This is a genomic window from Pseudomonas sp. MF7453, assembly GCF_016405455.1.
GTDB classification, from domain to species: Bacteria; Pseudomonadota; Gammaproteobacteria; order Pseudomonadales; family Pseudomonadaceae; genus Aquipseudomonas; species Aquipseudomonas paralactis.
Window position 1 is genome coordinate 21,302 of the sequence record NZ_JAEKCN010000020.1, and the last position, 24,027, is coordinate 45,328.

Here is a 24,027-nt window from a genome sequence, read left to right on the forward strand (position 1 = left end):
GAAGCCGCAGAAGAAATAAATGAATTGTTGAATTAGCAAAGGATTCTGCGGACAGGGCGCGCGAGCCGCTCGTTGAGCTTGACGTCGCCGTAGAGCCAGCCACCTCCAAAGTCCATGATGTAGGCGTGGTAGGCGGAGCGCTGCGTGCTGCTGATGTACCAGTCCCTCTCGAACGACTCGGGCAGGTACAGGTAGCCGTGATGCAGTTCGCCAGAGGAGGGCAGGTAGAAGTCGTTGTGCCCGTCGCAGGTGTAGGCATATGCAGCGTCTGCGGCCGGGTGAGAGCCGTCACGGTTGACCAGGACGGTGGTGTTCTCACGCCCGTCGATGTTGCTGGTGGCCTCGACGTTGGTGCCGTGCTCGCCGTAGGCGTGCCTGCCCAAGTCCACACTGGCAAAGATGATGTGGCACAAACCTTCGGGGTAGTGGCGCAGGCCGCCGTAGATCCCACCCTGTCCGGGCCAGTATTCGCCGATAGCTGGCGTAGCCATGCCCACCAATGAATCGGCGCGATCGCGAGCATCTGTATAAGGTCGGATCGGGGTGGTGACAGTGTTGGCCAACGCGTCGAGCAGGATCTGCTGGCGGTTCTGCCCATCCAGGTACTGGCGCACGGCCTGGATGAAAACACTGTTCATGCTGCGGTCGCTGGTATTCGCTGCAGCTTCAATATCGGCGCGCAGTCCGTCGGGCAGGCGCACCACAAACTTGTCAGCGGTGCGGGAATCGTAATTTGTGGCGCTCATGCGGATCTCCTTGCCGATGGCGCACATTTGCGCCACCTGCCGTTGGTGGTCGGTTACTTGCCGATGCCAATGAATGGGGTGGCGGTGCCGCTGGTCATGTACACCGGCAACTTGCCGTCCCACTTCTCAATAGCGTTGAGCTCGACCACGCCCGGGTTCTTGCGCAGTGCCTCACCCCGGATGTTCAGCGACTCAGCTTCACCCTGAGCCTTGAGGATGGCGGCGTCTTTGTCGCCCTGGGCGGCGGCGCGAACCTTGGCGGCTTCTGCCTCGGTCTGGCGCAACTCGTTCTCGCGCTGCTGGGCCTTCTGGGTGGCGGTGATACTGGCGTTGAGCGCCTCGACCACCTGGGGCGGCAACACGATTTCGCCATTCAGGTAAAGCGACTCGACTACGATGCCTTTGCTGTCAAAGTGTTGCTGAACCTGGGTCTCGATGGCTTTCAGGAACGCTTCCTTGCCCGGGCCATAGACCTCAGACGCCTTGACCTTCGATCCGGCGTTGTTGAAGGCATTGCGTACCACCTGCGGCACGTTCACCTCGATGATTTCATCCATCGACTTGCGGTAGGTCTGGAACAGCAGCGGTGCGGCGCCTTGCTTGGCGCGCAGCGTGATCCCGATCGGGGCGCTGATCGTCATGCCGTCCCGGTCCTGAAACTTGACCTGCTGCAGGTTGAAGTTCTGGTTGAAGGTGGGGAACAGGAACAGTTCTTCGTTCGGCGTCAGCCACTTATAGCCGACGGTGGCCTCGGTTGAAGCCACCCCCTTGTCACTGCCCATTAGGTTAACGATAACGCCCGTATAGCCGGCGGGGACTTTCGAGCAGCCAGCCATTACGGCAAGCGCGCACAGCATTAAGACGGCGGCAATCCGCTTCATTGGTCTTTCTCCAGGGGTGCGGCCGATTGGCCGGGTTTGGGGGTGGTGACGTAAACGAATATGCAGGCACTGGCGATAAGCCAGACGGCGGTGCCGAAGAAGCCGCCCACAACGTCTGGGGTGGAATCGCTGCTGATCAACTGTCGAGCGGCGAACAGCATCCAGGCGGCTGAAGCGCCGATGTAAAGCAGTGCCAAAAACAGGACCTTGAACAGTCGCCAAGGGGACAAAGGGGTACGGGGCATTACGTTTCTCCTGGCCGAGCGAATCCCGGCCGCGCTGTTGGCTTTCGCAAAAACTGGGTAGGTACTGACCTGGACCCGATACGGAGCCAGGTCACTACTTACTTCGGCGTGATGATTCCTTTGCGCATGGCCTCGGCCACCATGGCCGGGCGCTTGTACACCGACAGCTTGTGCATGACGCTTTCGATGCGACCCTTCACGGACCGCGGGGAAAGATCATCGCGTTGGGCAATCTCCTTGTCGGTCATGCCAGAGGCGACACTGAGTAGGCAGATCAGCTCTCGATCAGCCAGCCCTTTGTTCTTGTGCCCAATCCAGCCCGACATAGCGATTTTGTTGCGCATTTAGAAAGTACCGTTAGTTCCTTTTGAAAAAGATTGGGCTATGCGAAAGCGCATGTCAAGAACCAAAAGTTCTTTCTTTGTGCGTGGATGTTCCTTGGGTATGGGTTTAAGCGGGATCAAAGAGGTTTGTTAGGGGGATATGATATTGGCGCCAGATCAGGCGCCAGAGGGGTTAGCGGGCAAACATTGCCCACCAGAATACATGCCCAAGAATTTCGATCTGCTGCTCTTGGATTTCCTGATAGGTGTAATCCTCGTCAGGGTGTTCGTCACGGTTGAAGCTGCGCAGGCGAATCCCCATCGGCTGGCGATATATCTGCTTAACGCGTAGCAGGCCGTTATGACTGATGGCGTAGAGGTCGCCGTCCACGACATCTGCGAGCGAAGTCTTACCAGTGTTCACGCCCACCACCGCGCCGTCTCGAAGTACCGGGGTCATGCTGTTGCCGCGTACTGTGACGCACCGGGCCTTATCGAACTGCACACCGTTCTGGCGAAGACTTTTCTTGCCAAACCGTAAGTTCGAGTCGTGGATCTCTTCGATGGCGAAGCGGCCAGATCCCGCTGCCAGCTCCACTTCACGCAGAAACGGTACTGACACCTCATCGTCATCCAAGGGGGTCGATTCATCCCACACGGATAGCGAAAGAAGGTCAGGGTGATCGTCAGCCAATGACTGCGCCGCTTCGACACGATGATCTGCCTGGGCGCTTTCGCCAGAGCCCCAGGCCAGCCATTCAACCTTCACGCCCAACAGCTGCGCGAGTTTCGTCATCTTGGCGGCACCAGGAAGAGTTTCGGCATTCAGCCATTTGCCCACTGCTTTCGGGGTAACCCCTACATGCCTGGCCAGATCTGCGGCCATTCCGTAGGCAGGGTAGCCGGCCTTGAGAGCGGAGTTTTTGAGGCGCTGCGCGAATGCTTCGCGTGTTTCGTTGAGTACCATAAGTTCTATTGTCTCTTCTCTTGACGGAACATTCAGTTCCTGCGCAGAATGTACCCAAAGTACCTTCTTGAAATGGCAGAGGTGCCGCATGAACAGAATCAAAAAGGCCGTGGGGGATGTTGGCGGTACGCCGACGGCAGCAAAAACCTGCGGGGTTTCGACGCGATCCGTGAACAAGTGGATCGCTGCTGAGCGCCTGCCGCGCACCGAGTACACCGGTGAAACAAGCTACGCCAAAAAACTTGCTGCTCTATCGGAAGGAAAGTTCACGGCAGCTTGGTTGCTTGAAGTCGTGAATCGAAACCATGTTTTACCCGATGGCGTTGATTCTACGGCAGCCGGAACCTAAGGTTCAGCGCTTAAAGTACCTGTTAATTCGTACAGTCATAGACCGGAGTACGCCCGTTTTGAGCGGTTAGAGCATAAATTTTAGGCAATAAAAAACCCGCTGTGGAGGCGGGTTCTTAGTCGCTACCAGTGTGGAGCTGGTGGCTTTGGTACTACTTCGTCTGTGGAGGACGAAACAATGCAAGCGAAAAATAGCAATAAACCACCTGTAGCGCAAGAGGTGCTGCTTACTGACGCTATGCCGATCTTCGAAACTGATGAGGGCGGTCCGGAATCAAGCCTTATTCAGGTGTGCTCAGGCAAGCCCGCAGCCGAAGCCCTTAATCTCTCATCAATGCTTCTGGGAGCTGCGATGGAGATATTGACGAGTCTGACGGAGCGCGGCATGTCGACGAACGAAATCTTCGGAGTTCGTTTTCTCGTTGAGGCATCCGCAGCGCTGGTGGATGGATCTGTTCGCAGCGTTGAACTGGGCAATCGCCAGGGCGGTGTGCAATGAGCGATCAAATCCTCCCTGCTCTCGATTCAGACGTCATAGCCATCGTTCCAAAGGATCACCAGGATGCTGTCGTAGCGCTGCTGATCGCAGAGCGTGAACACGCTTCAACTTGGTGGACCATCCTAAACGAAATGCGCTGCCGAAACCTGCTGCCTGACTGGGCTCTGAAGATGGGTGCAGGTAGTCATCCTTCCTACGATAAATGGGACGCTGATTGTCGGGCCTCCAACCTGGCGTTGCTTGCCTATAAAGGGAACCTGAACGCTTTGATTTACCCAAGCAACAAGTTCGCGCCACATTCTGAGCAATCCGTGATCGTGGCGCGTGAATCGGGGGTGAAGCTATGAAGACTGACACCACTCTTCGCCTCACCCGCGCCCAATACCGCTCCTTTGCCGAACAGACTAAACAGGCCGGCTGTGCGCTGAGCCTTTCGACGTTCCGCGCCCTGGGCAATTGCTGGGGCATCTTCGATCCTCGTGCAAAGCTTGTCTGCCTGGACGTTTCGGCGGATGAACTGAAGTTCACTGAAGGCTGCGGCATTCAACTGTCCATCAGCGTGGATGCGGGCCGGCTACGCGGCAATCAGAGGCCCGAAATCGATTGGTCTGCGCTCGAAGACCACGAAATCTATCCGTTCATCGTCGCCCATGAAATCGGGCATCGCGTGGATAACTTCTGCTACTGGGACGCGGCTCGTATCGCTGATCAACAGGTCCGCAGGCGCTGCGAAAGTGTAATCCGCAGCATTAACGAGGTCTTGGCTGATCGCTATGCCTGGAGCCAGATCCGCCCTGGTGAGCCCGTCCCGCTGTGCGAGCTTGGGAAAAGCCTTCAGGAAGAGGTCGCCGGCGACATCGAACTGATGGACAAGTACATGCCCAGGGTTCGGCGTCAGCCCCGCGCGCTTCCTTCGGGCCGCTATCTCCACATTCCTGAAAAGATGCTCATGAGTGACGTGCATGTTTCTTTCATAGGCACCGGCGTCTCAGCTGCAGCAATTGAATCAGCTCGCCGCCCAAGAACCTACCGCCGCGACTCTCGTTCGAGGGTTTTCTGATGACCATCGCTAAATTCCAAGGTGGCGATGCCGTCACCATGTCCTCGCGTGAAATTGCCGATCTTGTCGGCTCTCGCCATGACAAGGTCAAGCAATCCATTGAGCGCTTGGCTGCTCGCAACGACAACACTGGGAAGCCCGTTATTTGTCTTCCCCCACTGGGGGAATACCTCGACAGCCTTGGCCGGCCTGCTACTGAGTACCTGGTCAACAAGCGTGACAGCTTCGTCGTCGTCGCGCAGCTCTGCCCGGAATTCACCGCGGCGCTGGTTGATCGTTGGCAGGCCCTGGAAGAGCAGGCCGCTCGCCCAATGACCCAGGCTGAGATCACTGCCGCCAATGCGAACCACCTGGTGGCTGTCGAGCGCCAGCAGCGGGAGCAGCAGGTGGCGCTGGAGCGGATCGAAACCCGGGTGGCCAGCGTCGAGCAGGTTCGCTACCTCGACTCAAGGCCCGCCGGCTTTGAGTCGATGACCACCATCCGCGAGCGCATCAGTCTGCGCCACGGGATGCCTCAGTGGGTAATCAACGCCGTGATGCGCGATATCGCCGGCGCGCCGTTGCCGTTCGCCATGGTGCGCAGCAAGCACGCTGACGACGGTGCCCAGCCATACCCGATCTGGCCTACCGCCGATATCACCCGACGCTTCGATCGGTTCGCCGCCGAGTGCACCTTTGTCACCTCCGAGCGCGCAACCCATCCCGACATTCAGCAAGGCCGCTTCAAGCTGCGCCAGAGGAATCACGCATGAAAAAAGTATTAGATATCCCTCCGCAGGTGCTGCCAACGGAATGCATCGACGAGAACCTGTATGAAAAAAACAACGACGCCGCACTGCTGTTGAAGTGCTTCGAAGTAGTGAAGGACGCGTTGGACGTGATCGCCGAGCCTGAGTATTCCATTGAAGATGGCGATGACACCCACATTGACCTTTACCGGGCCTACTATGCGCTTAAGGTCCTATTCCGGCGGCGCACCGGGCACGACGCCGCGCAAGTTGCCAAGGATCACTACGAGGCAATGGGCCGTCACCTGCTGGCGGGAGAGCCGCGCCCCGAAAACAAAATCCCCGTCCTTGTGTATCCGGCAGAGTGCCTGCCGGACGAAGCGTTCGACGGGCTAACCAATCAAGCGCTGGCTTGTGCTGCCTTCAACTACAGCGATCGTGTCCGGCGACTACTCAACGATCATTCTCCGACCGGTCTATCGCTAGACGAGGCGCGCACATTCTCCATTGACTCCACCACCGCCCTGCGCCTGCTGGTGTTGCGCCTGTCTGGAGGCTCTGTGGAGGCCATGGGCGCAAGCCTGGGCCGCAAGCCAGGGGAGACTCTGCAATGACCACTCCCATGGAATCAACTACCGGAATCCCGGTAGTTACGCCCGCCACCGGCGAAGTGGTCGCCGGCCCCTGGCCCTGCTATTCCAACTGCCGCAACCTGCCTGAACGCGAGCGCTGGGAGATATACGGCTTGGCCAAGGCTGGCCGTATGGCTCTGGAGGATCGTGGCGTCGTCATGACTGAGAGCTACGACGACTTCATCCGACGCGTTACGCGGGAGTTGGACATATGAGCATCATTCGCGCCCCTCGACCGGAGGGAAATTTCTACTTGCTCAACAAGTCGATCAGCGAAGACCAGCGCCTCAGCTGGGGGGCTCGCGGGATGCTGGTGTTCCTGCTGGGTAAGCCTGACCACTGGGAGGTTTCCACGAACCACCTGATCGGGCAGACCAAGGATTGTCTGGGAAAAGCATCGGGTCGCGACGCCGTACGCGGCTTGATTCGTGAGCTGGAGCAGGCTGGTTACCTGCAAATCTTCCTTGAGCGCGCCGAGGGTGGCGAGTTCGGCGGGCGGTCTTACACCGTGTCGGAATCACCGGCGACGGATTATCCGGGCCCGGTTGAACCGTCGCCGGTAAATCCCCCCCTAGTAAGTATTGAAGGTAAGCAAGGATTGAATAAAGCAGTAAGGACTGAAAAACCTTTGTGCGAAAACGAACTGGCGGAAGCGTTTGAGTTGTTCTGGAAGCTGTATCCCAACAAGAAGGCCAAGGCCAGCGCACGCAAAAAGTGGCTGAAGATCAAGCCAGACGCCGAACTGCGCCTGACCATGATGAACGCACTTGGCAATCACCGCCTTTCCCGAGACTGGACCAAGGATGACGGCCAGTACGTGCCGATGGCGGTGACCTGGCTCAACGGCGAGCGCTGGACGGACGTACTTAAGCCAGCAACAGCCGCCGGAGGCCAGGCGTTCAACAACCTGCCCAACCACACCACGGATATGTATCAAGGAGGCGGCAATGGCCCAGCGTTCTAATTTCCGTCGCCAGCCTGAAATGCGTACGTTCGAGGGTGGTTGCCCGCAGCACCCTGCAGTGAAAACCCGAAGTGAAGTGGAACAGTTCGACGGATCAATGCAGACCCGCCCATGCAAGCAGTGCCAGTTCCACGGGTTGCGTGTAGCTGAGGTGGGCAGTGAGGCGCATACGCAAGCGTTGGCCAGCCTCGCCGCTGAGCGCCTGAACAGCGCGCTGGTTGGCTCTGGAATCACGCCACGGTTTGCCGGATGCACGTTTGAGACCTACCGCGCCAAAACGCCAGAGATGGCGACGGCTCTGGAAAAGTGTAGGGCCTACGCTGATGACTTCGCCGAGCAGCACTACCCGGCCGGCCGCAACCTGCTGATGACCGGCAATATCGGTACCGGCAAGACGCACTTGGCCTGCAGCATCGTTCGGCGGGTGATCGAAATGAAGGCTATCGCGGTGATCACCACCGCCGCCGAGATCATCCGGGTATTCAAGCGCTCAATGACGCGAGACTCTGGTTACACCGAAGGAGACGTGATCGACGAACTTTCGGGTTTCGACCTGCTGGTGATCGATGAGGTAGGCGCCCAGGCCGGCACTGCGTATGAGCTTGGGGTGTTGCATGAGGTAATCGACAAGCGATACCAGCTCTTAAAACCCACGGTACTGGTATCGAATTTACCAGCAAAACCTGCCACTGACGCCGACGGCAAGCCGCTGCCCAGCCTGGAGCAGTACATTGGGGCTCGAGCTCTGGACCGACTCCGTGAGAACGGCGCGTTGCTGGCCGGATTCACCTGGGCTTCGGCGCGGGGGCGTGTATGAATCCGCAAGACAGGTATTACCGCCTTGAAGCGGAGCAGGGCGTGCTGGGCGCGATAATGATTGCTTCGCTCAACGAAAGCTCTGGAATGCTGGATGACATTATTTCGCAGATGAAATCCGGCGACTTCTGGCATCTGGATAACGCGGCACTTTTCGATGTGATTTGCGACTGTCATGCCCAGCACATGCCTGTGGATGCCGTCACACTCGGATCAATCCAACGAGCTCTGCCCAGTGGGGCGTCCACGCTGCAATACACCATGGATATTTGCCGCGGAGTCCCCTCGGCAGCGAACTGGAAGAGCTACGCCCAGACAGTGAGGAAGTGGGCGTTGGTGCGCCAGTTTCGCGACCTAGGGCGAATCGTGGACAGTTGTGTCGACGACGACCTGCCGGCTGATGAAATCCTTGAGCAGTGCGGCATGGCGCTGGCTGACTTACGAGACCTTCAGTCAGCAGGGAAGGGTGGTTACAAACGGATGAGCGAAGTGCTTCCGGTGGTTCTGGATAACATGGACGACGTGCTTAACGACCGCGCACCACCGAAACTTTCCACCGGCCTGGCTGATCTCGACAAGCTGATTGGCTTCCTGCGCCAGAAATCGATGGTGGTAATTGGTGGCCGGCCTGGCCACGGCAAGACGATGCTGGGCCTGCAGATCATGAACCACGTTGCTACGCGCGGCAGCGGCGTGGGGCTGGTAGTCAGCCTTGAGATGCCAGGTGAAAAACTGACTATCCGCACTATCGCGAGTCTCGGCGGCGTAGATCTGCGCCGCATGGATGAGGTCAAGTGCCTAGAAACCGAGGAGTGGAACCGGATCGGTCTTGCAGCGGCGAAGATCAACGATGCAGAGCTCTACCTTCTTGATACCCCTGGGCTGACGATGCCGGCAATCCGCGCTGAGGCCTTGAGACTCAAGCGCGAGGTGGGGCTCGATATCTTGATGATCGACTACGTGCAGATCGTTGGCACCGACGGCAAGTCGCAGAACCGCGCCGACGCGGTGGCCAAGGTGTCGATCGCCATCATGAACCTGAGTCGAGAGCTCGCCATTCCGATCCTGGTGTTGGCGCAACTGAACCGTGGCCCAGCCAATCGCCCGGGTAAGAAGCCGCAAGCGAGCGATCTCAAGGAAAGCGGGCAGATCGAGCAGGATGCCGACGCGGTGATCCTGGTGCATTACGACCGAGATTCTGAAATGGGGCAGCAGGGTGTCACTGAGCTGATTCTCGACAAAGGCCGGGAAGCTGAAGCCGGGTCATGCCTAGTGCAGCGCCAGGGTCAGTTTGGCCGATTCGTCAACTTTGCGGGCCGTGAACCCACCCAGGAAGAGGTGGAGATAAGCCGCCCCTTCTCCGAACAGTACAGAGGGAGAAAAAAGCCATGAATCTTTCGAAGCTATGGCCGCGCGCCAAAAAAGCGCCCGCCACCATGACCATCAAGGTCAGCTCTCGGTCGGTCGTGAAGGATAAGCGACCAACACTGAACGGGCCGCGCGAACTGCCAGACAACCTACCGGAGTGCGAGCAGCTCGATGAAGAGTTGCTCCGCGATTCCATTCGTCTGGAATGCCAGATCGGCATCGTGAGGGGAAAGTCCCAGGCCGAAGGGGAGTATGCAGACCCAAACTGGTACCACAAAGCAAATGCCGCGCTGAAGTACCTCCGGCATGACCGTCAGCGGCTGCTGGTGCACATGAAGCAACTGCGCACCGCGGCCAGGCGCACCGATCCTCATTGGCAAGGTCGGGACCAGGCACTCATCCGGGCACTGCGTGAAGAGCTGCCAGAAGGGCGCTTCGAGCAGATTGTCGAAGAAATCGAAATGAACATTGAAGCGGGGATACCCCAGTGAGCGAAGCCACCCAACTTATCCCTCGCAAAACGTTGAAGCCATTGGAGCGTGAACTGCTACGCGCCGGTAATCGATTGCTCCTTGAAGAAACCAACGGCCGTATCGGCTCGGCAGCGCTGATGGATCTTGTAACTGATTGGCTTGGTCATCGCTCGGCCATGGGATTTGAACAGTTCGCCGTATCGTGGATCGCCCAGGGCGGGGCAAAAAACAAAATCGCCGAGAGGCTGCTGCGAAAAATGTTCGGAATGAATGAGCCAGACCCAAGGAGAGCCGCATGAAGAAGCGCACCTACACCGACAAGCCCTTGGGCGACACCGAATACCTGCTGGAGCAATGGGGCTGGTGGCGCATGGATGGAATGGGCATTCCTCGGTATGTCTCCCCGCTGCTCGCGCTGATGCGTGACAAAGTTCAAATGGCGAGCGCTTCCAGCTACGTGATCACGGACGATCAGGCGCTTGCGGTGGATTCGGCCATGGCCAAGCTTACGCAGCGCAACGCACAGATGGGCTTGTTCCTCTGGCTCTACTTCGGGGCCAAATGGACGATGGTGCGTATAGGGGAGTCTGCTGGTATTTCTGAGCGGTCTACGCGGGAGTTGATCAGGTCCGGCGTTGGCTGGGTTGATGGTGTACTGCATGGAATGAGTGATGCCGCGTAGAAAAAGCTTTCAGGCCTGATAAAGACCTGTTTTTATGGCACGGTGTTCAGCTGTTCCAGCGCGACACAGAGGGATTCAAAGAGAGCTCGGCCGCAGAAATGCGCAGCCGGGCTTTTTTTCGTCCCGTATTTGGCGGGCTGTGCTTCGCGGGAGGCGACCGGCTTTGAACCCCGGACCACTGGAAACGGTGACTGTTCGACTCAGTGGCCCGCCGCCAATTCCAATGCCCTGCCACTGTGCGGGGCTTTTTCGTATCTGGAGGCCCGTATGGCAGCCCCGGACAGGAGTAGAAACATGGCCAACCCGACGCCCGAGAGCATCGTAGAGGTGGTGGGTGCGTCAGTGGCCAACAAGGGCATGCTGGTTGGCGGTGCTGCTGGCATGGTCGGCTGGTTGTCGCAAGTCAACTGGATCGGTATCGCTGGTGTGGCGGTTGCGGTGGTGGGTTTGCTGATCAATCTGTTCTTCCAGGTCCGCAAGGATCGCCGCGAGTCCATCGAAAGCGCTGCACGCCTGGAAGCCCTGAAAGAGCGGGCGCGGGCATGAATCCGGTCATCCGCCAGCGCATCGCCGTCGCGGCGCTGAGCCTGAGCGCCGCCGGCTTCGCCACCTGGCAGGCGAGCGAAGGGTTCACGCCTGTCGCTGTGATCCCCACCAAGGGCGACGTGCCCACCATCGGCCACGGCTCGACACGCTACGAAGACGGCCAGCCAGTCCGCATGGGCGACACCATCACCCCGGCCCGCGCCGAAGTCTTGGCCCGCAACCTGAACAGCCAGGCAGAGAAGCAATTCGCCGCATCGCTCCCGGGTGTGAAGCTGTACCAGGACGAATTCGATGTGTACATGGACTTTGTGGGCCAGTACGGCATTGGCACCTGGCTCAAGGGCTCGCCGCGCCGTGACCTGCTGGCCGGCAATTACGCCCAGGCGTGCCACGACCTGCTCAAGTACCGCTACGCCGCTGGCTTCGACTGCTCCACACCGGGCAACAAGCGCTGTGCTGGCGTATGGGCTCGGCAGCTTGAGCGCCACGCCAAGTGCATGGCCGCGCAATGAATCCCCCAACCCCCGAGGCAATCACCGTGAACGACCAAGCTATCGAACAGGAAATTCAGGCCAAAGGCTTGACCGCGCCGCGCGTCACCCCCGCAGACCTGCAAGCCAATATCGCGCACGAACACTACTTCACCGCCGCAGATGGCGTTCAGGCTGCTGGTGCTGTGCACCTGCCAGCGGGTGAGGGCTGGACGCTGGGCACGCTGCAGTTGCTGACCATCTGTGTCCTGGTGCTGCGCAATGGCTTCACGGTCACCGGCGAGAGCGCTTGCGCCAGTCCGGAGAACTTCGACGCCGAAGTGGGTCGCAAGATCGCCCGTGACAACGCTGTCGCCAAAGTCTGGCCGCTGATGGGCTACGAGCTGAAAGAACGCCTGCATCAGCGGGCTTTGCCGGCACAGTCGCCCACTGATCTGGAGCGCCAGCAATGACTCAACACTACGTCGGCACCAAGATTGTTATGGCTTGGGCCCAGGCTCACGCTGATGGCCGCGAAGGCTACACAGTGAAATACAGCGACGGTTACACAAGCTGGTGCCCCAAAGCTCAGTTCGAAGAATCCAACGTCGCTATCGGTCACGTCGGCCACATGCCACCGCACCAGCAACGCGTGATCGCCGAGCGTGAGCAACTGGCCGACCGCATACAGAAGCTGGAAGCGTTCCTGCACACCGATCTGTACGCCGGCCTGCCTGAGGACGAGCAACAACTGCTCAAGATGCAGGCCGATGCGATGGTGCTGTATCTCGGCATCATCAACACCCGCACCTCTAAATTCGCCTGAGGAATCCAGCCATGTCCCGCTACGTGATCGCCGCCATTGCGTTGCTGGTGATCGTGGCGGGCATCCAGACGCACCGCTTGGACAATGCGCAGACCGATCACGCGCAGTACGTGGCCAACGTCGCTACCCAGGCCCATGAAGCCAGCGAGAAGGCACGCCAGACCGAACAGCAACACCAACGAATCATTGACCAGGTACGCACCGATGCATCCAATCAAAAGATCAGCGACGACGCTCACGCTGCTGAGCTTGTTGCTGTGGGTGTCAGCCTGCGCGAGCAACAAACCAGCCTGCTTGCCGACCGCGCCGCCCTCCGTTCCCGCCTTACCGCAAGAGGCAAGACAATCGACGACCTTACCGATTTGCTCGCCGAGCTGCGCACAGAATCTGACAACCATGCGGGCGAATTGGCAGCAGCGCTTGACGCAAGTCGCCGGGCCGGTTTCGCCTGCGAACGCTCCTACGACGCCATGAGGGCACCCAAATGACCAAGTACCAAGTCAAGTCCGCCGGCGAAGTCCACGAAGTGCTGGCTGTCACGTTCACCCAGGGCGACGATCTGCGCCTTATTGGTGAGGGTGGCGCAGTTGTAGCCATCTTCGGCGCGTTCGACTGGCTCAAGGTTGTCCCTGTTGTGACTGCGCCAGTCGTGGAAGGTGATCCATCCACCGATAAGCCTGCGCTGGCTGGTGAGTAAGGATTCCTCATGGCACTGACACAAAAGCAGCGCCTGTTCGTTGATGAGTACTTGATTGACCTCAACGCAACACAGGCCGCTATCAGAGCCGGGTACAGCAAAAGGACTGCCGGGCAGATCGGCGACGAGAACCTGAAAAAACCTCAAATTGCCCAGGCCATCAAGGAAGCGATGGATTCTCGCAGCAAGCGGGCACAGATCAATGCTGACTATGTGCTGGGCCGGCTGGTCGAGATTGATCAGTTGGACGTGTTGGATATCCTTTGCGACGACATGAGCTTCAAGCCTCTGTCCGAGTGGCCCAAGGCTTGGCGTCAGTACCTGGTCGGCTTCGACATCGCCGAGATGTTCGAAGGCCACGGTGAGGACCGTTCAATGGTCGGCCTGATGAAAAAGATCAAATGGCCGGACAAGGTCAGAAACCTTGAGCTGCTCGGCAAGCATGTCGGCGTCAATGCATTCCGTGATCAGGTTGACCTGAACGTGATCGGCGGCCTGGCGGATGACATTGCCCAGGCCCGCAAGCGTGCAGCCAGCGCTGAATAAATCCGCGCCACGTTTTCGAATGCGCCAAATCGTGGCGCGCGGGATTGAGCATGGCCAGAACAAGATCGCCGTACACACCGTGCAAGCTGTACGTTGATGGCGCCGAGGGCATTGCTGTAGGCGACTTCATCACCACCGCTGCCGGATCTGCTTACCTGGTACAGACGCTTCGGGTAAGTCGCACTCGGCCCGAACGTAAACACATGAACTGCTTGCGCTGGCCGATTGACCTGATCCCGGTCGATGCGAAGTGTTATCGGTTGACCTGGTATCGCAGGTGAGGAATACAGGTATCAACTGCCCATTTGTATGGTTTTTTGTATGGTGAAGGCCTAATTATGTCGTAAGCCTTTGATTTATATGATTGGTTCGGCTCCCTAAGGAGGCTTCGAATGGCCTCCGGGCAACTGTCACCACAAGAAAGCGCTGAGCGTCAGCTACGTGAGGATATTGGCAGCTTTGCCCTAGATCCACTGAAACACGCCATGTATGCCTACACCTGGGGCGAAGGGGATTTAGCCGGCGTCGATGGACCACGCGAGTGGCAAAAGGACGTGTTGCGCGATATCCGCGATCACCTCAAGAACCCTGAGACGCGGTTCCAGCCCCTCAAGATTGCCGTCGCATCAGGTCACGGCATCGGCAAGTCGGCCGAGATTGGCATGATCGTCAAGTGGGCCATGGACACATGCCCGGACTGCAAGGTGGTGGTGACGGCCAACACCGAGAAGCAACTGCTGACCAAGACCTGGCCAGAGATATCCAAGTGGTTCAAGTTGGCGATCACCAGCCACTGGTTCAAGACCACCGCCACCAAGATCGCGTCCACCGAGCCAGGTCATGACGATTCATGGAAGGCCGACATGGTGCCGTGGAGCGAGAACAACACCGAGGCATTCGCCGGCCTGCACAACAAGGGCAAGCGCATCGTCCTGATCTTCGACGAAGGTTCGGGCGTGGCCGACAAGGTGTGGGAGGTTGCTGAGGGCGCGCTAACGGACGAAGACACCGAGATTATCTGGATCGTCTTCGGCAACCCCACGCGCAACACTGGGAGCTTCCGCGAGTGCTTCCGCAAGTTCAAACACCGCTGGATTCACCGCCAGATCGACAGCCGCACCGTCGACGGTACCAACAAGACACAGATCGCCACCTGGGCGGCGGACTACGGCGAGAATTCAGACTTCTTCAAGGTCCGAGTGCGAGGTCAGTTCCCTGCATCGTCCAGCGTCCAGTTCATCGGGCAGGACCTGGTGGATGCGGGCATGTCGCGCGTTCTGCAGCAACGCCAGGTTGACCATGCACCGGTGATCATTGGCGTTGACCCGTCGTGGTCCGGCGATGATGAGTTCGCCATTTACAAGCGGCAGGGCCTGCATAGCAAGCTGCTCGCCACCTACATGAAAAGCGACGATGACGTGCTGATGGCTCAGCGCATCGCCCAGCTCGAGGACGAGCACAAGGCTGACGCGGTATTCATCGACTTCGGTTACGGCACTGGCATCTACTCGGCAGGCAAGGCCATGGGGCGCAACTGGCGTCTGGTGCAGTTCGGCGGCGCATCAAGCGATCCGGCGATGCTCAACAAGCGCGGCGAGATGTGGAACGCCGTCAAGGCCTGGCTCAAGGAAGGCGGTGAGCTCAAGGATCAGCAGACAGCCGACGAAGTGGCAGCGCCCGAGTACAGGGTGAAGCTCGACGGCAAGATCGTTCTGGAAGATAAGGCCGAACTCAAGAAGCGTACAGGCGTCAGCCCAAACCGGGCCGACGCCCTTGCGCTGACGTTCGCCTTCCCCGTCGTCAAGAACCACAACAGACCCCACGGCGGCTCATCCTCGTATGAGTCGGACTATGACCCCTACGCGAGCAACTGACATGTGCGGAAAGAGCATTAAGAAACTGGTTAACAAGGTGGTTGAGCTAGACCCTCTGCGCGGCGGTGACGTCCTGCTTGAAGGTATGGGCCTGCCGAACATGTTTGGCGAGAACACCGGCATGTTCAACAAGGCCGAGCGCGAGAAGGCAGCGGCAAAGGCAGCAGCCGAAGCGGCGGGCTCAACATCCCCTGGCGCGGCACCGACCACTTCCAGCGACTCAGTGCAGGCCGCTGTAGAAGCTGAACGCAAGCGCCGCCTGGCCCAATCCGGCCAGAACGGCACCATCCTGACCGGTTCGTCTGGCGTGCTTGGCGGTGCCAACACCAGCCAGAAAACGCTGTTGGGGGTGTAAGTTGGCCGACTCCCTGCGTTCACAGCTGGACAAGCGCCTGACGCGGCTCAAGTACGAGCGCGACAGCAACTGGCTGCCCGAGTGGCGCGACCTGAGTGATTACATTCTGCCCAGGGCTGGCCGGTTCAATACCTCTGACGTGAACAAGGGGCAGCGCCGCGACAAGAAGATCATCAATCCGCGTGCCACCTTCGCTGCCCGCACACTGGCAGCCGGTATGCATAGCGGCATGACCAGCCCTGCGTCACCATGGTTCAAGCTCGGCACGCCTGATCCTGGCCTGATGCAGTACGGCCCGGTCAAGGAATGGCTCTACGCGGTCGAGAAGGCCATGCGCGAAGTTATGGCGCGTTCCAACCTCTACAACGTCTTGCCCACCATCTATGGCGAAGAGGGCGTGTTCGGCACCGCCGCCATGGCTGCATTGCCGGATGAGCGCGATACCGTGCGCTTTTACCCGTTCACCGTGGGCAGCTACATGATCGCCAACAGCGACCGCCAGCAGGTCGACACGCTCTACCGCGAATTCAAGATGACCGCCCGCCAGATGGAGCAGCAATTCGGCAAGGAGGCCTTGAGCGGCACCACGCAGCAACTGCTTAGCACCAACTCCGAAGCCTGGATTGAGGTCTGCCACGCCACCCAACCCAATGAGAGCCGAGAGCATGGCCGCAAGGACAACACGAACATGGCCTACCAGTCCGTGTACTGGGAGAAGGGCGGCGACAACGACAAGCTGTTGCGCCAGTCGGGGTTCCAAGAGTTCCCGGTGATGGCGCCGCGCTGGGACGTGCTGGGCGAGGATGTGTATGGCACGGGCCCAGGCTCGCAGTGCATCGGCTCCACCCGCGCCCTGCAACTGATGGAGCGGCGCAAGGCTGAACTGGTAGAGAAGGGTGTACGCCCGCCGATGGGGGCGCCGGCCAGCCTGCAAGTGCAGAAAGCCTCAATCCTGCCGGGCAGCATCACCTACCTGGACGACATGCAGCAGGGCGCCAAGTTCGCCCCGTTGTGGGACGTGAACCCGGCCTGGCTCGGCCAGTTGCGCGGGGAGATTGCCGCAGAGGAGCAGATTGCCGACACGGCATTCTTCGTCGATCTGTTCCTGATGATCAGCCAGATGGACACCGTGCGGACGGCCTACGAAATCGCCACCCGCAAGGAAGAGAAGATGCTGATGCTCGGGCCTGTGCTTGAGCGCCAGAACGATGACCTGCTGGACCCATGCGTTGACCAGGTGTTCCACCTGATGGTTGAGCAGTCGATCCCCCGCTGGATGGGCCTATTGCCGGGTAACCCGCTGTTGCCACCGCCACCCAAGGAAATGGGCGGCCTTGACCTGCGCATTGAGTACACCAGCATCCTGGCCCAGGCCCAGCGCGCCGTCGAAGGCTCGGCCATTGAGCGTGCTATCGGGTTCGCTGGCACCGTGGCCAACATTAAGCAAGACCCGTCGTCGCTGGATCTGCTGGATACCGACAACGCATTACGCGAGTACTTCAAGGTCACCGCCGTGCCGCCTGCGCTCATCCGCTCTGACGACGCCGTGCAGGCCATCCGCGAGCAGCGCGCCCAGGCCCAGCAACAGGCGGAAATGCAACAGCAACTGGGCAGCGCCATTGAAGGCGTCAAGGTGCTGAGCCAGGCCGACACCGGCGGCAACAACGCTCTGACCCAGCTCACGGGGATGATGTGATGGGCGGTGATGAGCAGCAATCCCGGCAGGACTTGGAGAAGCAAGTAGCCGTCGAGCAGCGCGAAGCCGACTTCCGCTGGCTGATGGCCGATCCCCGCGGGCGCCGCTTCATGTGGGCAACGCTCGGCGACTACGGGTTGTTTCGAACATCGTTCAACCATCTGCCCGGGCAGACAGAATTCAACGAAGGCCAGCGCAATGCTGGCCTTCTTCTTTTGGGGCGCATTACCAGGCTGTGCCCTGAGCAATACGGGGTTATGGCAGCCGAGAACGCGCCCAAGCCAACCGAACCTTCGAACGATCAGGAGACTGATGAATGAACGCTTTGATGATGAAACTGCTGGGCCGCGTGTACATGAACGAGGCTGATGCAGGAGGTGGCGGCGGCGGTGATGCAGCTGCATCAGATTCTGCAGCTGCTGACGCCACAGCACCGGCCACCGAGGGATCAATCCTGGTCCCAGCGGCCTCTGACGCCCCTCCGGCCACGGACGCCAAGACCCCTGAGCAGATTCAGAAGGATGCGGACGACGCTAAGGCGAAAACCGAAGCCGACGCCAAGCTCACCGGCGCGCCAGAAGCCTATGAGGACTTCAAACTGCCCGAAGGGATGGAGATGGACGCAGATGTCCTGGGCGAGTTCAAGGGCCTGGCCAAGGAGCTGAACATTCCGCAAGCCAAGGCCCAGCAGTTGATCGACTTCCAGACCCAGTTGGCCGCCAAGCAGGCCGAGGCATACCAGGCCGCCGTGACCAAGCAGTCTCAGGACTGGGCGGCATCCATCAAGAACGACCCTGAAATTGGCGGCGCGAACTACGACAAGAGCGTCGAAAGCGCAATCAAGGTCATTCAGTCCTTCGGCGATCCGGCATTGACCGAGTTGCTGAATACCTCCGGGCTGGGCAACCACCCGGCGCTTTTCAAGTTCTGCCACCGCATCAGCTCGGCTATCTCGGAAGACAAGTTTGTCTTGCCTGGCAGCCAGTCATCCACCGGTCGTAAGTCGGACGCGGAAGTGTTCTACGGCCAAGCAAAGTCCTAAACCACGGAGTAAAACCGCATGGCCACTATTGGTAACACTGCAAAAACCCTGTCTGACTGGGCAAAAGAGCAAGACCCGGACCAGAAGCAGGCCCGCATCGTTAATCTGTTGGATCAGACGAACGAAATTCTCACCGACATGCTGTTCCTGGAAGGCAACTTGCCAACCGGTCACCGCACCACCGTCCGCACCGGCCTGCCTACTGGCGCCTGGCGCGCCCTAAACGCCGGTATCCCGAGCGAGAAAGCCACTTCTGCCCAGGTTGATGAAACCTGCGCGATGCTCGAATCGCTGGGTATCGTCGACGAAGCGCTGGCTGACTTGAACGGCAATACCGCCGCGTTCCGACTTTCGGAAAACTCGGCGTTCATCGAGGGCATGAACCAGACCATGGCGTCCGGTGTTTTCTACAGCAACGACGCGCTGGCACCGTCGCAGTTCCTGGGCCTGTCGCCGCGCTACAGCGACAGCACCGCCAAGAACGGCCAGAACATCATCAAGATGGGGGGCTCCGGTTCGGATAATGCCTCTATCTGGCTGATCGTCTGGGGTGATCACACCATTCACGGTATCTATCCGAAGGGTTCGAAGGCTGGCTTGGACCATAACGACATGGGCATCGACCTGGTGGACGACGGTACTGGCAAGAAATTCCGCGCCTACCGAGACCACTACAAGTGGAACACGGGTGTTGCTCTGCGTGACTGGCGCTACGGTGTGCGCATCTGCAACATCGATGTTTCCGACCTGCTGGCCGACACCACTGGCGCCTCGGTGAAGCTCATCGAAGCAATGATCCGCGCCGCTCACCGCATCCCGAACCTGAAAATGGGCCGTGCTGCTTTCTACATGAACCGCACCATTCGCGAGTGCCTGGATATCCAGGCGATGAACAAGGCGAACGTCCAACTCTCCATCAAAGAGTTCGACGGCGAGTTCATCACCAGCCTGCGCGGCGTGCCATTCCGCACTGTCGATGCCCTTCTCAACACCGAGGCCCCAGTAGTCTAAGACTGCTGGTACCTCTGGCTCATTGGAGACAGAAACATGATCACCGACAAATTGAACACGTTCAGCGCTGCGCAGGACGTTACCGCCTCGGCAGCGTCCACCGACGTGATTGACCTCGGCCCGTTGACTGGCGGTAACACCCGCCGCGACATCGGCGCCGGCGAGCCGATCTATCTGGTGGTAGCCACTCTGATTGCTGCCGCTGCCGCTGGCGCGGCCACCACCAACATCCAGTTGCAGACCAGCGACGACAACGCCACATGGGTGACGCTGTTCGATTCCGGTTCGCTGGCATTGTCCAGCCTGACCGCTGGCACCCGTCCGGTACAGGTCGCCGTTCCGCGTGGCGTTCGTCGCTACCTGCGCGTGAACTACGTGGTCGGTACTGGCCCACTCACCGCTGGCCGCTTCTGGGCTGGCCTGGTCAAAGACGTACAGGACAACACCAAGTACGCCAGCGGCTTTGCGATTCTTTAAGGAGGCGTCATGGAAGTTACAGCGAAAGAACGTGGCTACTACGGCGAGGGTATCAAGGAGATTGGCGACACCTTCACGCTTAAGAGCGCTGACCACTTCGGCACCTGGATGGTGAAGGGCAAAGGATTGCCCGATGAAGATCCGGAAAAGTTCACTGGTTACGTTGCAGCCCGCAGCGCCGCCGGCAAGTTCGTCGTCAAGGACGCGGCGGGCATGGTGGCGGGCAAGTTCATCGGCACCAAGGATGAAGCCGAAGCCGAGGCGCAACGCCTCAACGATGGCGGCGAAGTCGCCTGATCCACAGCAGTAACCCTAAGGGCCCTCACGGGCCCTTTCTCATTTCTGAGGTTCCAGAATGTCCAGCGACGTAGAGATTTGCAACATCGCCCTGTCGCGGGTTGCGTACACCCAGCCGATTGTGTCGTTCACGGAAAAGAGCAAAGCGGCCGAGCTGTGCCGGGTGTTCTACGGCCCGCTTCGTGAGCTGGTGTTGCAGGCTTTTCCCTGGCCATTCGCGGAATCCATCGTTGCCCTGGCGAGCCTGGGCAGCCCTGCGCCTGGTTGGGCGTTCCGGTATCGCTATCCGGCCGACTGCCTCAAGGTGCGCAACATCGTTGTGCCTGGCCAGCGCATGACCATGACCAGTGATCAGCGTATTCCGTACAAGATCGGCTATGACTCGGGCGGCCGGGTGATCCATACCGACCAGATTGACGCTGCGTGCCGCTTCACGTTCAAGGTCGAGGACTCCACGTTCTTTGATCCTGCCTTTGCCGACGTTCTGGCTTGGCGCCTGGCTATGGATCTGGCGTTGCCGCTCAGTTCGAAATCAGACCTGCAGCAATTCGCTACCCAGCAATACAACCTGGCCCTGTCGATTGCCAAGGGTTCAGCCTTTCAAGAATCCCAGGACGATCCAGATCCTGAGTCTGAATTCATCAGGGTGCGATCATGAGCGGAATACTCCAGCCGACCTTCGCGGCGGGCGAGCTTTCGCCGTCTGCCAGTGCGCGCACCGACATTGCCCGCTACTACACGGGGCTCAAGCTGTGCCGCAACTTTATGGTCATGCCCTACGGCGGCGTGCGTAACCGTGCCGGCACGCGCCTGGTGGCCGAGGTGAAGGATTCGACCAAGCTTTGCCGGCTGGTTCCGTTCCAGTTCAACGACGTGCAGACCTACGTCCTGGCGTTTGGCGACTTGAACATGCGGGTTATCAAGGACGGTGGCCAGGTGCTGTACAGCGCCGGCCCCAACATCGGCACGCCCTTCGAACTGGCCATGCCGTACACACAGAGCGATCTGGCGTCCCTGAATTACACCCAGTCCGCTGACGTGATGACCTTTGCGCAGCCAGGATACAAGCCGCGTGAACTGAACCGCCTGGCCCACGATAACTGGACCACCGCCGAAATCAACCTGGCCCCCCGCATTGCCGCTCCGGCATCTGCCACGGCGGTAAGCGGTGGAGGCACTGGCACGGCCCAAACCTGGCGCTACCAGGTCACCGCTGTGCTGGATGACGGCAACACCCTGGATGAATCCCTGCCTGCCACGTCCAACCCGGTCACCACCCACACAGACGTTGCGTCGGCAACTATCACCTGGCCCGCCGTTACCGGCGCGACGTACTACATCATCTACAAGGACAACGCCGGCGCCGGGATCTACGGATTCATTGGGCGCGCCACCGGTACCACCTTCACGGACCAGAACATCACGGCCGTCAAGACCGACACGCCACCGAACGGCAATGACCCCTTTGTTGGCGCCGGTAACTTCCCGGGCGCCGTGGTGTATTACCAGCAGCGCCTGATATTTGCCGGTAGCAATTTGCAGCCGCAGACCGTGTGGACGAGCAAGACCGGCCTGTTCAAGAACTTCGGTTATTCCGTCCCGAACAAAGACGATGACGCAATCACCTTCACCTTGAGCAGCAACAAGGTGAACCGGGTTCGCCATCTGTTGGGGCTGCGTAAGCTGCTGGCGCTCACCACGGGCGCAGAGTTCACAATTTCGGGCGGTGACACAGGTTTGTCGGCAAAGACCGTGCAGGCCGTTCCAGAGGGCTACGACGGCACAGCCATCGTTCCGCCCGTGGTGGTGGGTAACAGCGCCGTGTATGTCCAGGCACGGGGTAACCGGGTGTCATCGTTCGGTTACTCCCTGAATGCTGACGGGTTTGCCGCTGATGACCTAACGCTATTCAGTGCTCACCTGTTCAAGGGGAAGGAGCTGACGAACGTTGCTTACCAGAAGGTGCCCGACTCGATTGTCTGGTATGTGCGTGATGACGGTGTGCTGCTGGGCCTGACATACGTTCCCGAACAGCAGTTGGTGGGCTGGCACTGGCACGACACTGACGGCTTCGTCGAGTCCATCGCCTGCATTCCCGAAGGCCAGGAAGACGTGCTGTACATGGTGGTGCGCCGCAACATTAACGGCGTGCAGAAGCGTTACATCGAGCGCATGGAAAGCCGGCAGATAACCAGCATTGAGGACGCTTTCTTTGTTGATTGCGGCCTGACCTACGACGGGCGCAACACCGACGCCGCCAAGACCTTCACCCTGTCCGGTGGCACAACCTGGCAGTTTCCCGAGGTGGTCACCATGACAGCCGTGGGTCACACGCCATTCACAGCGGGGAGCGTGGGTGTCGATTACTCGCTGAAGCGCCAGGTGATCGACGAGAACGGCGACCCGGCAACAGAAATTGTGCGGGTTGAAGTGGTCGGCTACACCAGCCCCGGCGTGGTCACGGTCAAGCTGCTGATCATCTGCCCGGTATCGCTGCGCGGTGTGGCCGTATTTGCCTGGGCGCGCCAGGTGCAAACGCTATCCGGTCTGGGCCACCTTGAAGGCAAGACCGTTTCAATCCTTGCCGACGGCAGCGTGCACCCCCAGCGCGTGGTTACTGATGGCTCCGTTGCATTGCAGGAAGCCGCAGGCATCGCCCACGTTGGACTGCAATACATCTCCGACATGGAAACCCTCGATCTGGAGTTGAAAAACGCCAACGAAACAGCGCTGGACAAGAAGATTGCCGTCACCAGCTTGACCGTAATTGTCGAGGAATCACGGGGCATCTTCGCTGGCAATGACAAAAACCACCTGTACCCACATAAGACTGACCGGGATGACTATGAGTCGCCTATCGAGTTGCTCACCGGCCAAGCGGAAATCTCTATCTCCAACAACTGGCAGGGCAAGGGCCGGGTATTTATCCGGCAGGCTGACCCGCTGCCGTTGTCCGTGCTGGCAGTGATCCCGGAGGTGACCATTGGCGGTCGCTGAGGTTTTGCCCATTGAGCCCGAGGATATCCCGGCGATCCTGCGCGACGTGCGACAGGCCGATATCGACGAAATTGTCGAAGGTCTCGGCGTATCGCTGGAGCGTGAGCTGCTGTCCGGCATCAACGATAGCCTCAACGCCCGCAAGATCGTGGTCAACGGCCACATCGTCGCCGTGTTTGGGGATGCGGTGCACAGCCTTCTTGGATCGGTCGGCGTGCCCTGGCTGATCAGTACCACTCACGTCGAGCGCCACGCCCGCGCATTCCTCAAGGTCTGCAAGCCCGAGGTGCAAGGGATGCTGACCAGACACCGCCACCTCATTAACTACGTCGACGCCCGCAACACCTCGGCCATTCGCTGGCTGAAATGGCTGGGCTTCGAGTTCGGCGAGGCCGTCCCGTATGGGCCCAAGCGCCTGCCGTTCTATCCCTTCACCCTGAACCGAGAGGAATAACCATGTG

General features: G+C 59.4%; 37 protein-coding genes and 1 tRNA gene. 33 read left to right on the forward strand and 5 right to left on the reverse strand.

The features are described from left to right. Positions 1-32 precede the first annotated feature (32 nt). From JFT63_RS29920 to JFT63_RS25130, 5 genes are all read right to left on the reverse strand, one after another. On the reverse strand, positions 33-746 hold the full coding sequence (locus tag JFT63_RS29920) for an Arc family DNA-binding protein (RefSeq protein ID WP_269835583.1): 714 nt from the start codon (positions 744-746) through the stop codon (positions 33-35). A 53-nt stretch (positions 747-799) separates the two neighbouring features. Beyond that, complete coding sequence (locus JFT63_RS25115) at positions 800-1,627, reverse strand: SPFH domain-containing protein (protein WP_198844968.1); 828 nt, start codon at positions 1,625-1,627, stop codon at positions 800-802. After that, positions 1,624-1,872, reverse strand: coding sequence for a hypothetical protein (locus JFT63_RS25120; RefSeq protein ID WP_198844969.1), 249 nt, complete (start codon positions 1,870-1,872; stop codon positions 1,624-1,626). The genes JFT63_RS25115 and JFT63_RS25120 overlap by 4 nt, the downstream gene beginning before the upstream one ends. Positions 1,873-1,970: 98 nt before the next feature. After that, positions 1,971-2,216 (reverse strand): LuxR C-terminal-related transcriptional regulator, encoded by a 246-nt coding sequence (locus JFT63_RS25125; RefSeq protein ID WP_233102404.1) that lies wholly within the window; start codon positions 2,214-2,216, stop codon positions 1,971-1,973. Positions 2,217-2,388: 172 nt separating this feature from the next. After that, positions 2,389-3,162, reverse strand: a complete 774-nt coding sequence (locus JFT63_RS25130) for a S24 family peptidase (protein ID WP_198844970.1) — start codon at positions 3,160-3,162, stop codon at positions 2,389-2,391. Between the two features lie 88 nt (positions 3,163-3,250). Here JFT63_RS25130 and JFT63_RS25135 point away from each other — a divergent pair, with 88 nt between their 5' ends. From JFT63_RS25135 to JFT63_RS25295, 33 genes are all read left to right on the forward strand, one after another. Continuing rightward, the gene (locus JFT63_RS25135; RefSeq protein ID WP_198844971.1) at positions 3,251-3,511 is read left to right on the forward strand and encodes a hypothetical protein; all 261 of its coding nucleotides are present in this window, start codon (positions 3,251-3,253) and stop codon (positions 3,509-3,511) included. Positions 3,512-3,688: 177 nt separating this feature from the next. Further along, on the forward strand, positions 3,689-4,009 hold the full coding sequence (locus JFT63_RS25140) for a hypothetical protein (RefSeq protein WP_198844972.1): 321 nt from the start codon (positions 3,689-3,691) through the stop codon (positions 4,007-4,009). Continuing rightward, a complete protein-coding gene (locus tag JFT63_RS25145; RefSeq protein WP_198844973.1) occupies positions 4,006-4,356 on the forward strand; it encodes a hypothetical protein in 351 nt (116 codons plus the stop codon). Before JFT63_RS25140 ends, JFT63_RS25145 begins: the two co-directional genes overlap by 4 nt. Beyond that, a complete protein-coding gene (locus tag JFT63_RS25150; protein ID WP_198844974.1) occupies positions 4,353-5,069 on the forward strand; it encodes a hypothetical protein in 717 nt (238 codons plus the stop codon). The genes JFT63_RS25145 and JFT63_RS25150 overlap by 4 nt, the downstream gene beginning before the upstream one ends. Beyond that, positions 5,069-5,821, forward strand: a complete 753-nt coding sequence (locus JFT63_RS25155; protein WP_198844975.1) for a Rha family transcriptional regulator — start codon at positions 5,069-5,071, stop codon at positions 5,819-5,821. Before JFT63_RS25150 ends, JFT63_RS25155 begins: the two co-directional genes overlap by 1 nt. Continuing rightward, complete coding sequence (locus JFT63_RS25160) at positions 5,818-6,411, forward strand: hypothetical protein (protein WP_198844976.1); 594 nt, start codon at positions 5,818-5,820, stop codon at positions 6,409-6,411. Before JFT63_RS25155 ends, JFT63_RS25160 begins: the two co-directional genes overlap by 4 nt. Positions 6,412-6,419: 8 nt before the next feature. Next, positions 6,420-6,644, forward strand: coding sequence for a hypothetical protein (locus tag JFT63_RS25165; RefSeq protein ID WP_198845013.1), 225 nt, complete (start codon positions 6,420-6,422; stop codon positions 6,642-6,644). Next, entirely contained in the window at positions 6,641-7,393 is a 753-nt protein-coding gene (locus JFT63_RS25170) for a hypothetical protein (protein WP_198844977.1), read from the forward strand. The genes JFT63_RS25165 and JFT63_RS25170 overlap by 4 nt, the downstream gene beginning before the upstream one ends. Next, entirely contained in the window at positions 7,377-8,210 is an 834-nt protein-coding gene (locus JFT63_RS25175; RefSeq protein WP_198844978.1) for an ATP-binding protein, read from the forward strand. The genes JFT63_RS25170 and JFT63_RS25175 overlap by 17 nt, the downstream gene beginning before the upstream one ends. Next, the gene (locus JFT63_RS25180) at positions 8,207-9,601 is read left to right on the forward strand and encodes a replicative DNA helicase (RefSeq protein WP_198844979.1); all 1,395 of its coding nucleotides are present in this window, start codon (positions 8,207-8,209) and stop codon (positions 9,599-9,601) included. The genes JFT63_RS25175 and JFT63_RS25180 overlap by 4 nt, the downstream gene beginning before the upstream one ends. Continuing rightward, entirely contained in the window at positions 9,598-10,068 is a 471-nt protein-coding gene (locus JFT63_RS25185; RefSeq protein ID WP_198844980.1) for a hypothetical protein, read from the forward strand. The genes JFT63_RS25180 and JFT63_RS25185 overlap by 4 nt, the downstream gene beginning before the upstream one ends. Further along, positions 10,065-10,349, forward strand: a complete 285-nt coding sequence (locus tag JFT63_RS25190; protein ID WP_198844981.1) for a hypothetical protein — start codon at positions 10,065-10,067, stop codon at positions 10,347-10,349. The genes JFT63_RS25185 and JFT63_RS25190 overlap by 4 nt, the downstream gene beginning before the upstream one ends. After that, a complete protein-coding gene (locus tag JFT63_RS25195; RefSeq protein ID WP_198844982.1) occupies positions 10,346-10,732 on the forward strand; it encodes an antiterminator Q family protein in 387 nt (128 codons plus the stop codon). Before JFT63_RS25190 ends, JFT63_RS25195 begins: the two co-directional genes overlap by 4 nt. A gap of 131 nt (positions 10,733-10,863) precedes the next feature. Further along, positions 10,864-10,949 (forward strand) — tRNA-Ser (locus JFT63_RS25200). A gap of 77 nt (positions 10,950-11,026) precedes the next feature. Further along, complete coding sequence (locus JFT63_RS25205; RefSeq protein WP_060772912.1) at positions 11,027-11,278, forward strand: holin; 252 nt, start codon at positions 11,027-11,029, stop codon at positions 11,276-11,278. Further along, positions 11,275-11,790, forward strand: coding sequence for a glycoside hydrolase family protein (locus JFT63_RS25210; RefSeq protein WP_198844983.1), 516 nt, complete (start codon positions 11,275-11,277; stop codon positions 11,788-11,790). Before JFT63_RS25205 ends, JFT63_RS25210 begins: the two co-directional genes overlap by 4 nt. Before the next feature lie 26 nt (positions 11,791-11,816). Then, entirely contained in the window at positions 11,817-12,221 is a 405-nt protein-coding gene (locus JFT63_RS25215) for a Gp49 family protein (RefSeq protein WP_198845014.1), read from the forward strand. Then, positions 12,218-12,574, forward strand: coding sequence for a crAss001_48 related protein (locus JFT63_RS25220; protein WP_198844984.1), 357 nt, complete (start codon positions 12,218-12,220; stop codon positions 12,572-12,574). The genes JFT63_RS25215 and JFT63_RS25220 overlap by 4 nt, the downstream gene beginning before the upstream one ends. A gap of 11 nt (positions 12,575-12,585) precedes the next feature. Continuing rightward, complete coding sequence (locus tag JFT63_RS25225) at positions 12,586-13,062, forward strand: DUF2514 family protein (RefSeq protein WP_198844985.1); 477 nt, start codon at positions 12,586-12,588, stop codon at positions 13,060-13,062. Then, the gene (locus JFT63_RS25230) at positions 13,059-13,271 is read left to right on the forward strand and encodes a hypothetical protein (RefSeq protein WP_198844986.1); all 213 of its coding nucleotides are present in this window, start codon (positions 13,059-13,061) and stop codon (positions 13,269-13,271) included. Before JFT63_RS25225 ends, JFT63_RS25230 begins: the two co-directional genes overlap by 4 nt. 9 nt (positions 13,272-13,280) lie before the next feature. Continuing rightward, positions 13,281-13,817: a terminase small subunit gene (locus JFT63_RS25235; RefSeq protein WP_198844987.1), complete on the forward strand. Its 537-nt coding sequence runs from the start codon at positions 13,281-13,283 to the stop codon at positions 13,815-13,817. A 50-nt stretch (positions 13,818-13,867) separates the two neighbouring features. Continuing rightward, positions 13,868-14,098 carry a hypothetical protein gene (locus JFT63_RS25240; protein ID WP_198844988.1) on the forward strand — a complete coding sequence of 77 codons (231 nt, stop codon included), beginning with the start codon at positions 13,868-13,870 and terminating at the stop codon, positions 14,096-14,098. 111 nt (positions 14,099-14,209) lie between these two features. Further along, positions 14,210-15,691 (forward strand): terminase, encoded by a 1,482-nt coding sequence (locus JFT63_RS25245; protein WP_198844989.1) that lies wholly within the window; start codon positions 14,210-14,212, stop codon positions 15,689-15,691. Between the two features lie 37 nt (positions 15,692-15,728). After that, entirely contained in the window at positions 15,729-16,046 is a 318-nt protein-coding gene (locus JFT63_RS25250) for a hypothetical protein (protein WP_198844990.1), read from the forward strand. 1 nt (position 16,047) lies between these two features. Then, on the forward strand, positions 16,048-17,742 hold the full coding sequence (locus tag JFT63_RS25255) for a portal protein (protein WP_198844991.1): 1,695 nt from the start codon (positions 16,048-16,050) through the stop codon (positions 17,740-17,742). Further along, positions 17,742-18,062: a Bbp19 family protein gene (locus tag JFT63_RS25260; RefSeq protein WP_198844992.1), complete on the forward strand. Its 321-nt coding sequence runs from the start codon at positions 17,742-17,744 to the stop codon at positions 18,060-18,062. The genes JFT63_RS25255 and JFT63_RS25260 overlap by 1 nt, the downstream gene beginning before the upstream one ends. After that, positions 18,059-18,784 carry a hypothetical protein gene (locus tag JFT63_RS25265; protein WP_198844993.1) on the forward strand — a complete coding sequence of 242 codons (726 nt, stop codon included), beginning with the start codon at positions 18,059-18,061 and terminating at the stop codon, positions 18,782-18,784. Before JFT63_RS25260 ends, JFT63_RS25265 begins: the two co-directional genes overlap by 4 nt. Before the next feature lie 18 nt (positions 18,785-18,802). Further along, entirely contained in the window at positions 18,803-19,795 is a 993-nt protein-coding gene (locus tag JFT63_RS25270) for a major capsid protein (RefSeq protein ID WP_198844994.1), read from the forward strand. A gap of 36 nt (positions 19,796-19,831) precedes the next feature. After that, positions 19,832-20,272, forward strand: a complete 441-nt coding sequence (locus JFT63_RS25275) for a Bbp16 family capsid cement protein (RefSeq protein ID WP_198844995.1) — start codon at positions 19,832-19,834, stop codon at positions 20,270-20,272. 9 nt (positions 20,273-20,281) lie between these two features. Beyond that, positions 20,282-20,569: a hypothetical protein gene (locus JFT63_RS25280; RefSeq protein WP_198844996.1), complete on the forward strand. Its 288-nt coding sequence runs from the start codon at positions 20,282-20,284 to the stop codon at positions 20,567-20,569. A gap of 58 nt (positions 20,570-20,627) precedes the next feature. Beyond that, on the forward strand, positions 20,628-21,227 hold the full coding sequence (locus JFT63_RS25285) for a hypothetical protein (RefSeq protein WP_198844997.1): 600 nt from the start codon (positions 20,628-20,630) through the stop codon (positions 21,225-21,227). Next, positions 21,224-23,566: a hypothetical protein gene (locus JFT63_RS25290; protein WP_198844998.1), complete on the forward strand. Its 2,343-nt coding sequence runs from the start codon at positions 21,224-21,226 to the stop codon at positions 23,564-23,566. The genes JFT63_RS25285 and JFT63_RS25290 overlap by 4 nt, the downstream gene beginning before the upstream one ends. Further along, a complete protein-coding gene (locus tag JFT63_RS25295; RefSeq protein WP_198844999.1) occupies positions 23,553-24,020 on the forward strand; it encodes a phage protein Gp13 family protein in 468 nt (155 codons plus the stop codon). The genes JFT63_RS25290 and JFT63_RS25295 overlap by 14 nt, the downstream gene beginning before the upstream one ends. Positions 24,021-24,027 lie beyond the last annotated feature (7 nt).

Excerpts from the sequence above, each read along its gene's own strand:
- JFT63_RS29920 (WP_269835583.1), bottom strand. The coding sequence starts at position 746 with ATGAGCGCCACAAATTACGATTCCCGCACCGCTGACAAGTTTGTGGTG.
- JFT63_RS25115 (WP_198844968.1), bottom strand. The coding sequence starts at position 1,627 with ATGAAGCGGATTGCCGCCGTCTTAATGCTGTGCGCGCTTGCCGTAATG.
- JFT63_RS25120 (WP_198844969.1), bottom strand. The coding sequence starts at position 1,872 with ATGCCCCGTACCCCTTTGTCCCCTTGGCGACTGTTCAAGGTCCTGTTT.
- JFT63_RS25125 (WP_233102404.1), bottom strand. The coding sequence starts at position 2,216 with ATGCGCAACAAAATCGCTATGTCGGGCTGGATTGGGCACAAGAACAAA.
- JFT63_RS25130 (WP_198844970.1), bottom strand. The coding sequence starts at position 3,162 with ATGGTACTCAACGAAACACGCGAAGCATTCGCGCAGCGCCTCAAAAAC.
- JFT63_RS25135 (WP_198844971.1), top strand. The coding sequence starts at position 3,251 with ATGAACAGAATCAAAAAGGCCGTGGGGGATGTTGGCGGTACGCCGACG.
- JFT63_RS25140 (WP_198844972.1), top strand. The coding sequence starts at position 3,689 with ATGCAAGCGAAAAATAGCAATAAACCACCTGTAGCGCAAGAGGTGCTG.
- JFT63_RS25145 (WP_198844973.1), top strand. The coding sequence starts at position 4,006 with ATGAGCGATCAAATCCTCCCTGCTCTCGATTCAGACGTCATAGCCATC.
- JFT63_RS25150 (WP_198844974.1), top strand. The coding sequence starts at position 4,353 with ATGAAGACTGACACCACTCTTCGCCTCACCCGCGCCCAATACCGCTCC.
- JFT63_RS25155 (WP_198844975.1), top strand. The coding sequence starts at position 5,069 with ATGACCATCGCTAAATTCCAAGGTGGCGATGCCGTCACCATGTCCTCG.
- JFT63_RS25160 (WP_198844976.1), top strand. The coding sequence starts at position 5,818 with ATGAAAAAAGTATTAGATATCCCTCCGCAGGTGCTGCCAACGGAATGC.
- JFT63_RS25165 (WP_198845013.1), top strand. The coding sequence starts at position 6,420 with ATGGAATCAACTACCGGAATCCCGGTAGTTACGCCCGCCACCGGCGAA.
- JFT63_RS25170 (WP_198844977.1), top strand. The coding sequence starts at position 6,641 with ATGAGCATCATTCGCGCCCCTCGACCGGAGGGAAATTTCTACTTGCTC.
- JFT63_RS25175 (WP_198844978.1), top strand. The coding sequence starts at position 7,377 with ATGGCCCAGCGTTCTAATTTCCGTCGCCAGCCTGAAATGCGTACGTTC.
- JFT63_RS25180 (WP_198844979.1), top strand. The coding sequence starts at position 8,207 with ATGAATCCGCAAGACAGGTATTACCGCCTTGAAGCGGAGCAGGGCGTG.
- JFT63_RS25185 (WP_198844980.1), top strand. The coding sequence starts at position 9,598 with ATGAATCTTTCGAAGCTATGGCCGCGCGCCAAAAAAGCGCCCGCCACC.
- JFT63_RS25195 (WP_198844982.1), top strand. The coding sequence starts at position 10,346 with ATGAAGAAGCGCACCTACACCGACAAGCCCTTGGGCGACACCGAATAC.
- JFT63_RS25205 (WP_060772912.1), top strand. The coding sequence starts at position 11,027 with ATGGCCAACCCGACGCCCGAGAGCATCGTAGAGGTGGTGGGTGCGTCA.
- JFT63_RS25210 (WP_198844983.1), top strand. The coding sequence starts at position 11,275 with ATGAATCCGGTCATCCGCCAGCGCATCGCCGTCGCGGCGCTGAGCCTG.
- JFT63_RS25220 (WP_198844984.1), top strand. The coding sequence starts at position 12,218 with ATGACTCAACACTACGTCGGCACCAAGATTGTTATGGCTTGGGCCCAG.
- JFT63_RS25225 (WP_198844985.1), top strand. The coding sequence starts at position 12,586 with ATGTCCCGCTACGTGATCGCCGCCATTGCGTTGCTGGTGATCGTGGCG.
- JFT63_RS25230 (WP_198844986.1), top strand. The coding sequence starts at position 13,059 with ATGACCAAGTACCAAGTCAAGTCCGCCGGCGAAGTCCACGAAGTGCTG.
- JFT63_RS25235 (WP_198844987.1), top strand. The coding sequence starts at position 13,281 with ATGGCACTGACACAAAAGCAGCGCCTGTTCGTTGATGAGTACTTGATT.
- JFT63_RS25240 (WP_198844988.1), top strand. The coding sequence starts at position 13,868 with ATGGCCAGAACAAGATCGCCGTACACACCGTGCAAGCTGTACGTTGAT.
- JFT63_RS25245 (WP_198844989.1), top strand. The coding sequence starts at position 14,210 with ATGGCCTCCGGGCAACTGTCACCACAAGAAAGCGCTGAGCGTCAGCTA.
- JFT63_RS25260 (WP_198844992.1), top strand. The coding sequence starts at position 17,742 with ATGGGCGGTGATGAGCAGCAATCCCGGCAGGACTTGGAGAAGCAAGTA.
- JFT63_RS25265 (WP_198844993.1), top strand. The coding sequence starts at position 18,059 with ATGAACGCTTTGATGATGAAACTGCTGGGCCGCGTGTACATGAACGAG.
- JFT63_RS25270 (WP_198844994.1), top strand. The coding sequence starts at position 18,803 with ATGGCCACTATTGGTAACACTGCAAAAACCCTGTCTGACTGGGCAAAA.
- JFT63_RS25275 (WP_198844995.1), top strand. The coding sequence starts at position 19,832 with ATGATCACCGACAAATTGAACACGTTCAGCGCTGCGCAGGACGTTACC.
- JFT63_RS25280 (WP_198844996.1), top strand. The coding sequence starts at position 20,282 with ATGGAAGTTACAGCGAAAGAACGTGGCTACTACGGCGAGGGTATCAAG.
- JFT63_RS25285 (WP_198844997.1), top strand. The coding sequence starts at position 20,628 with ATGTCCAGCGACGTAGAGATTTGCAACATCGCCCTGTCGCGGGTTGCG.
- JFT63_RS25290 (WP_198844998.1), top strand. The coding sequence starts at position 21,224 with ATGAGCGGAATACTCCAGCCGACCTTCGCGGCGGGCGAGCTTTCGCCG.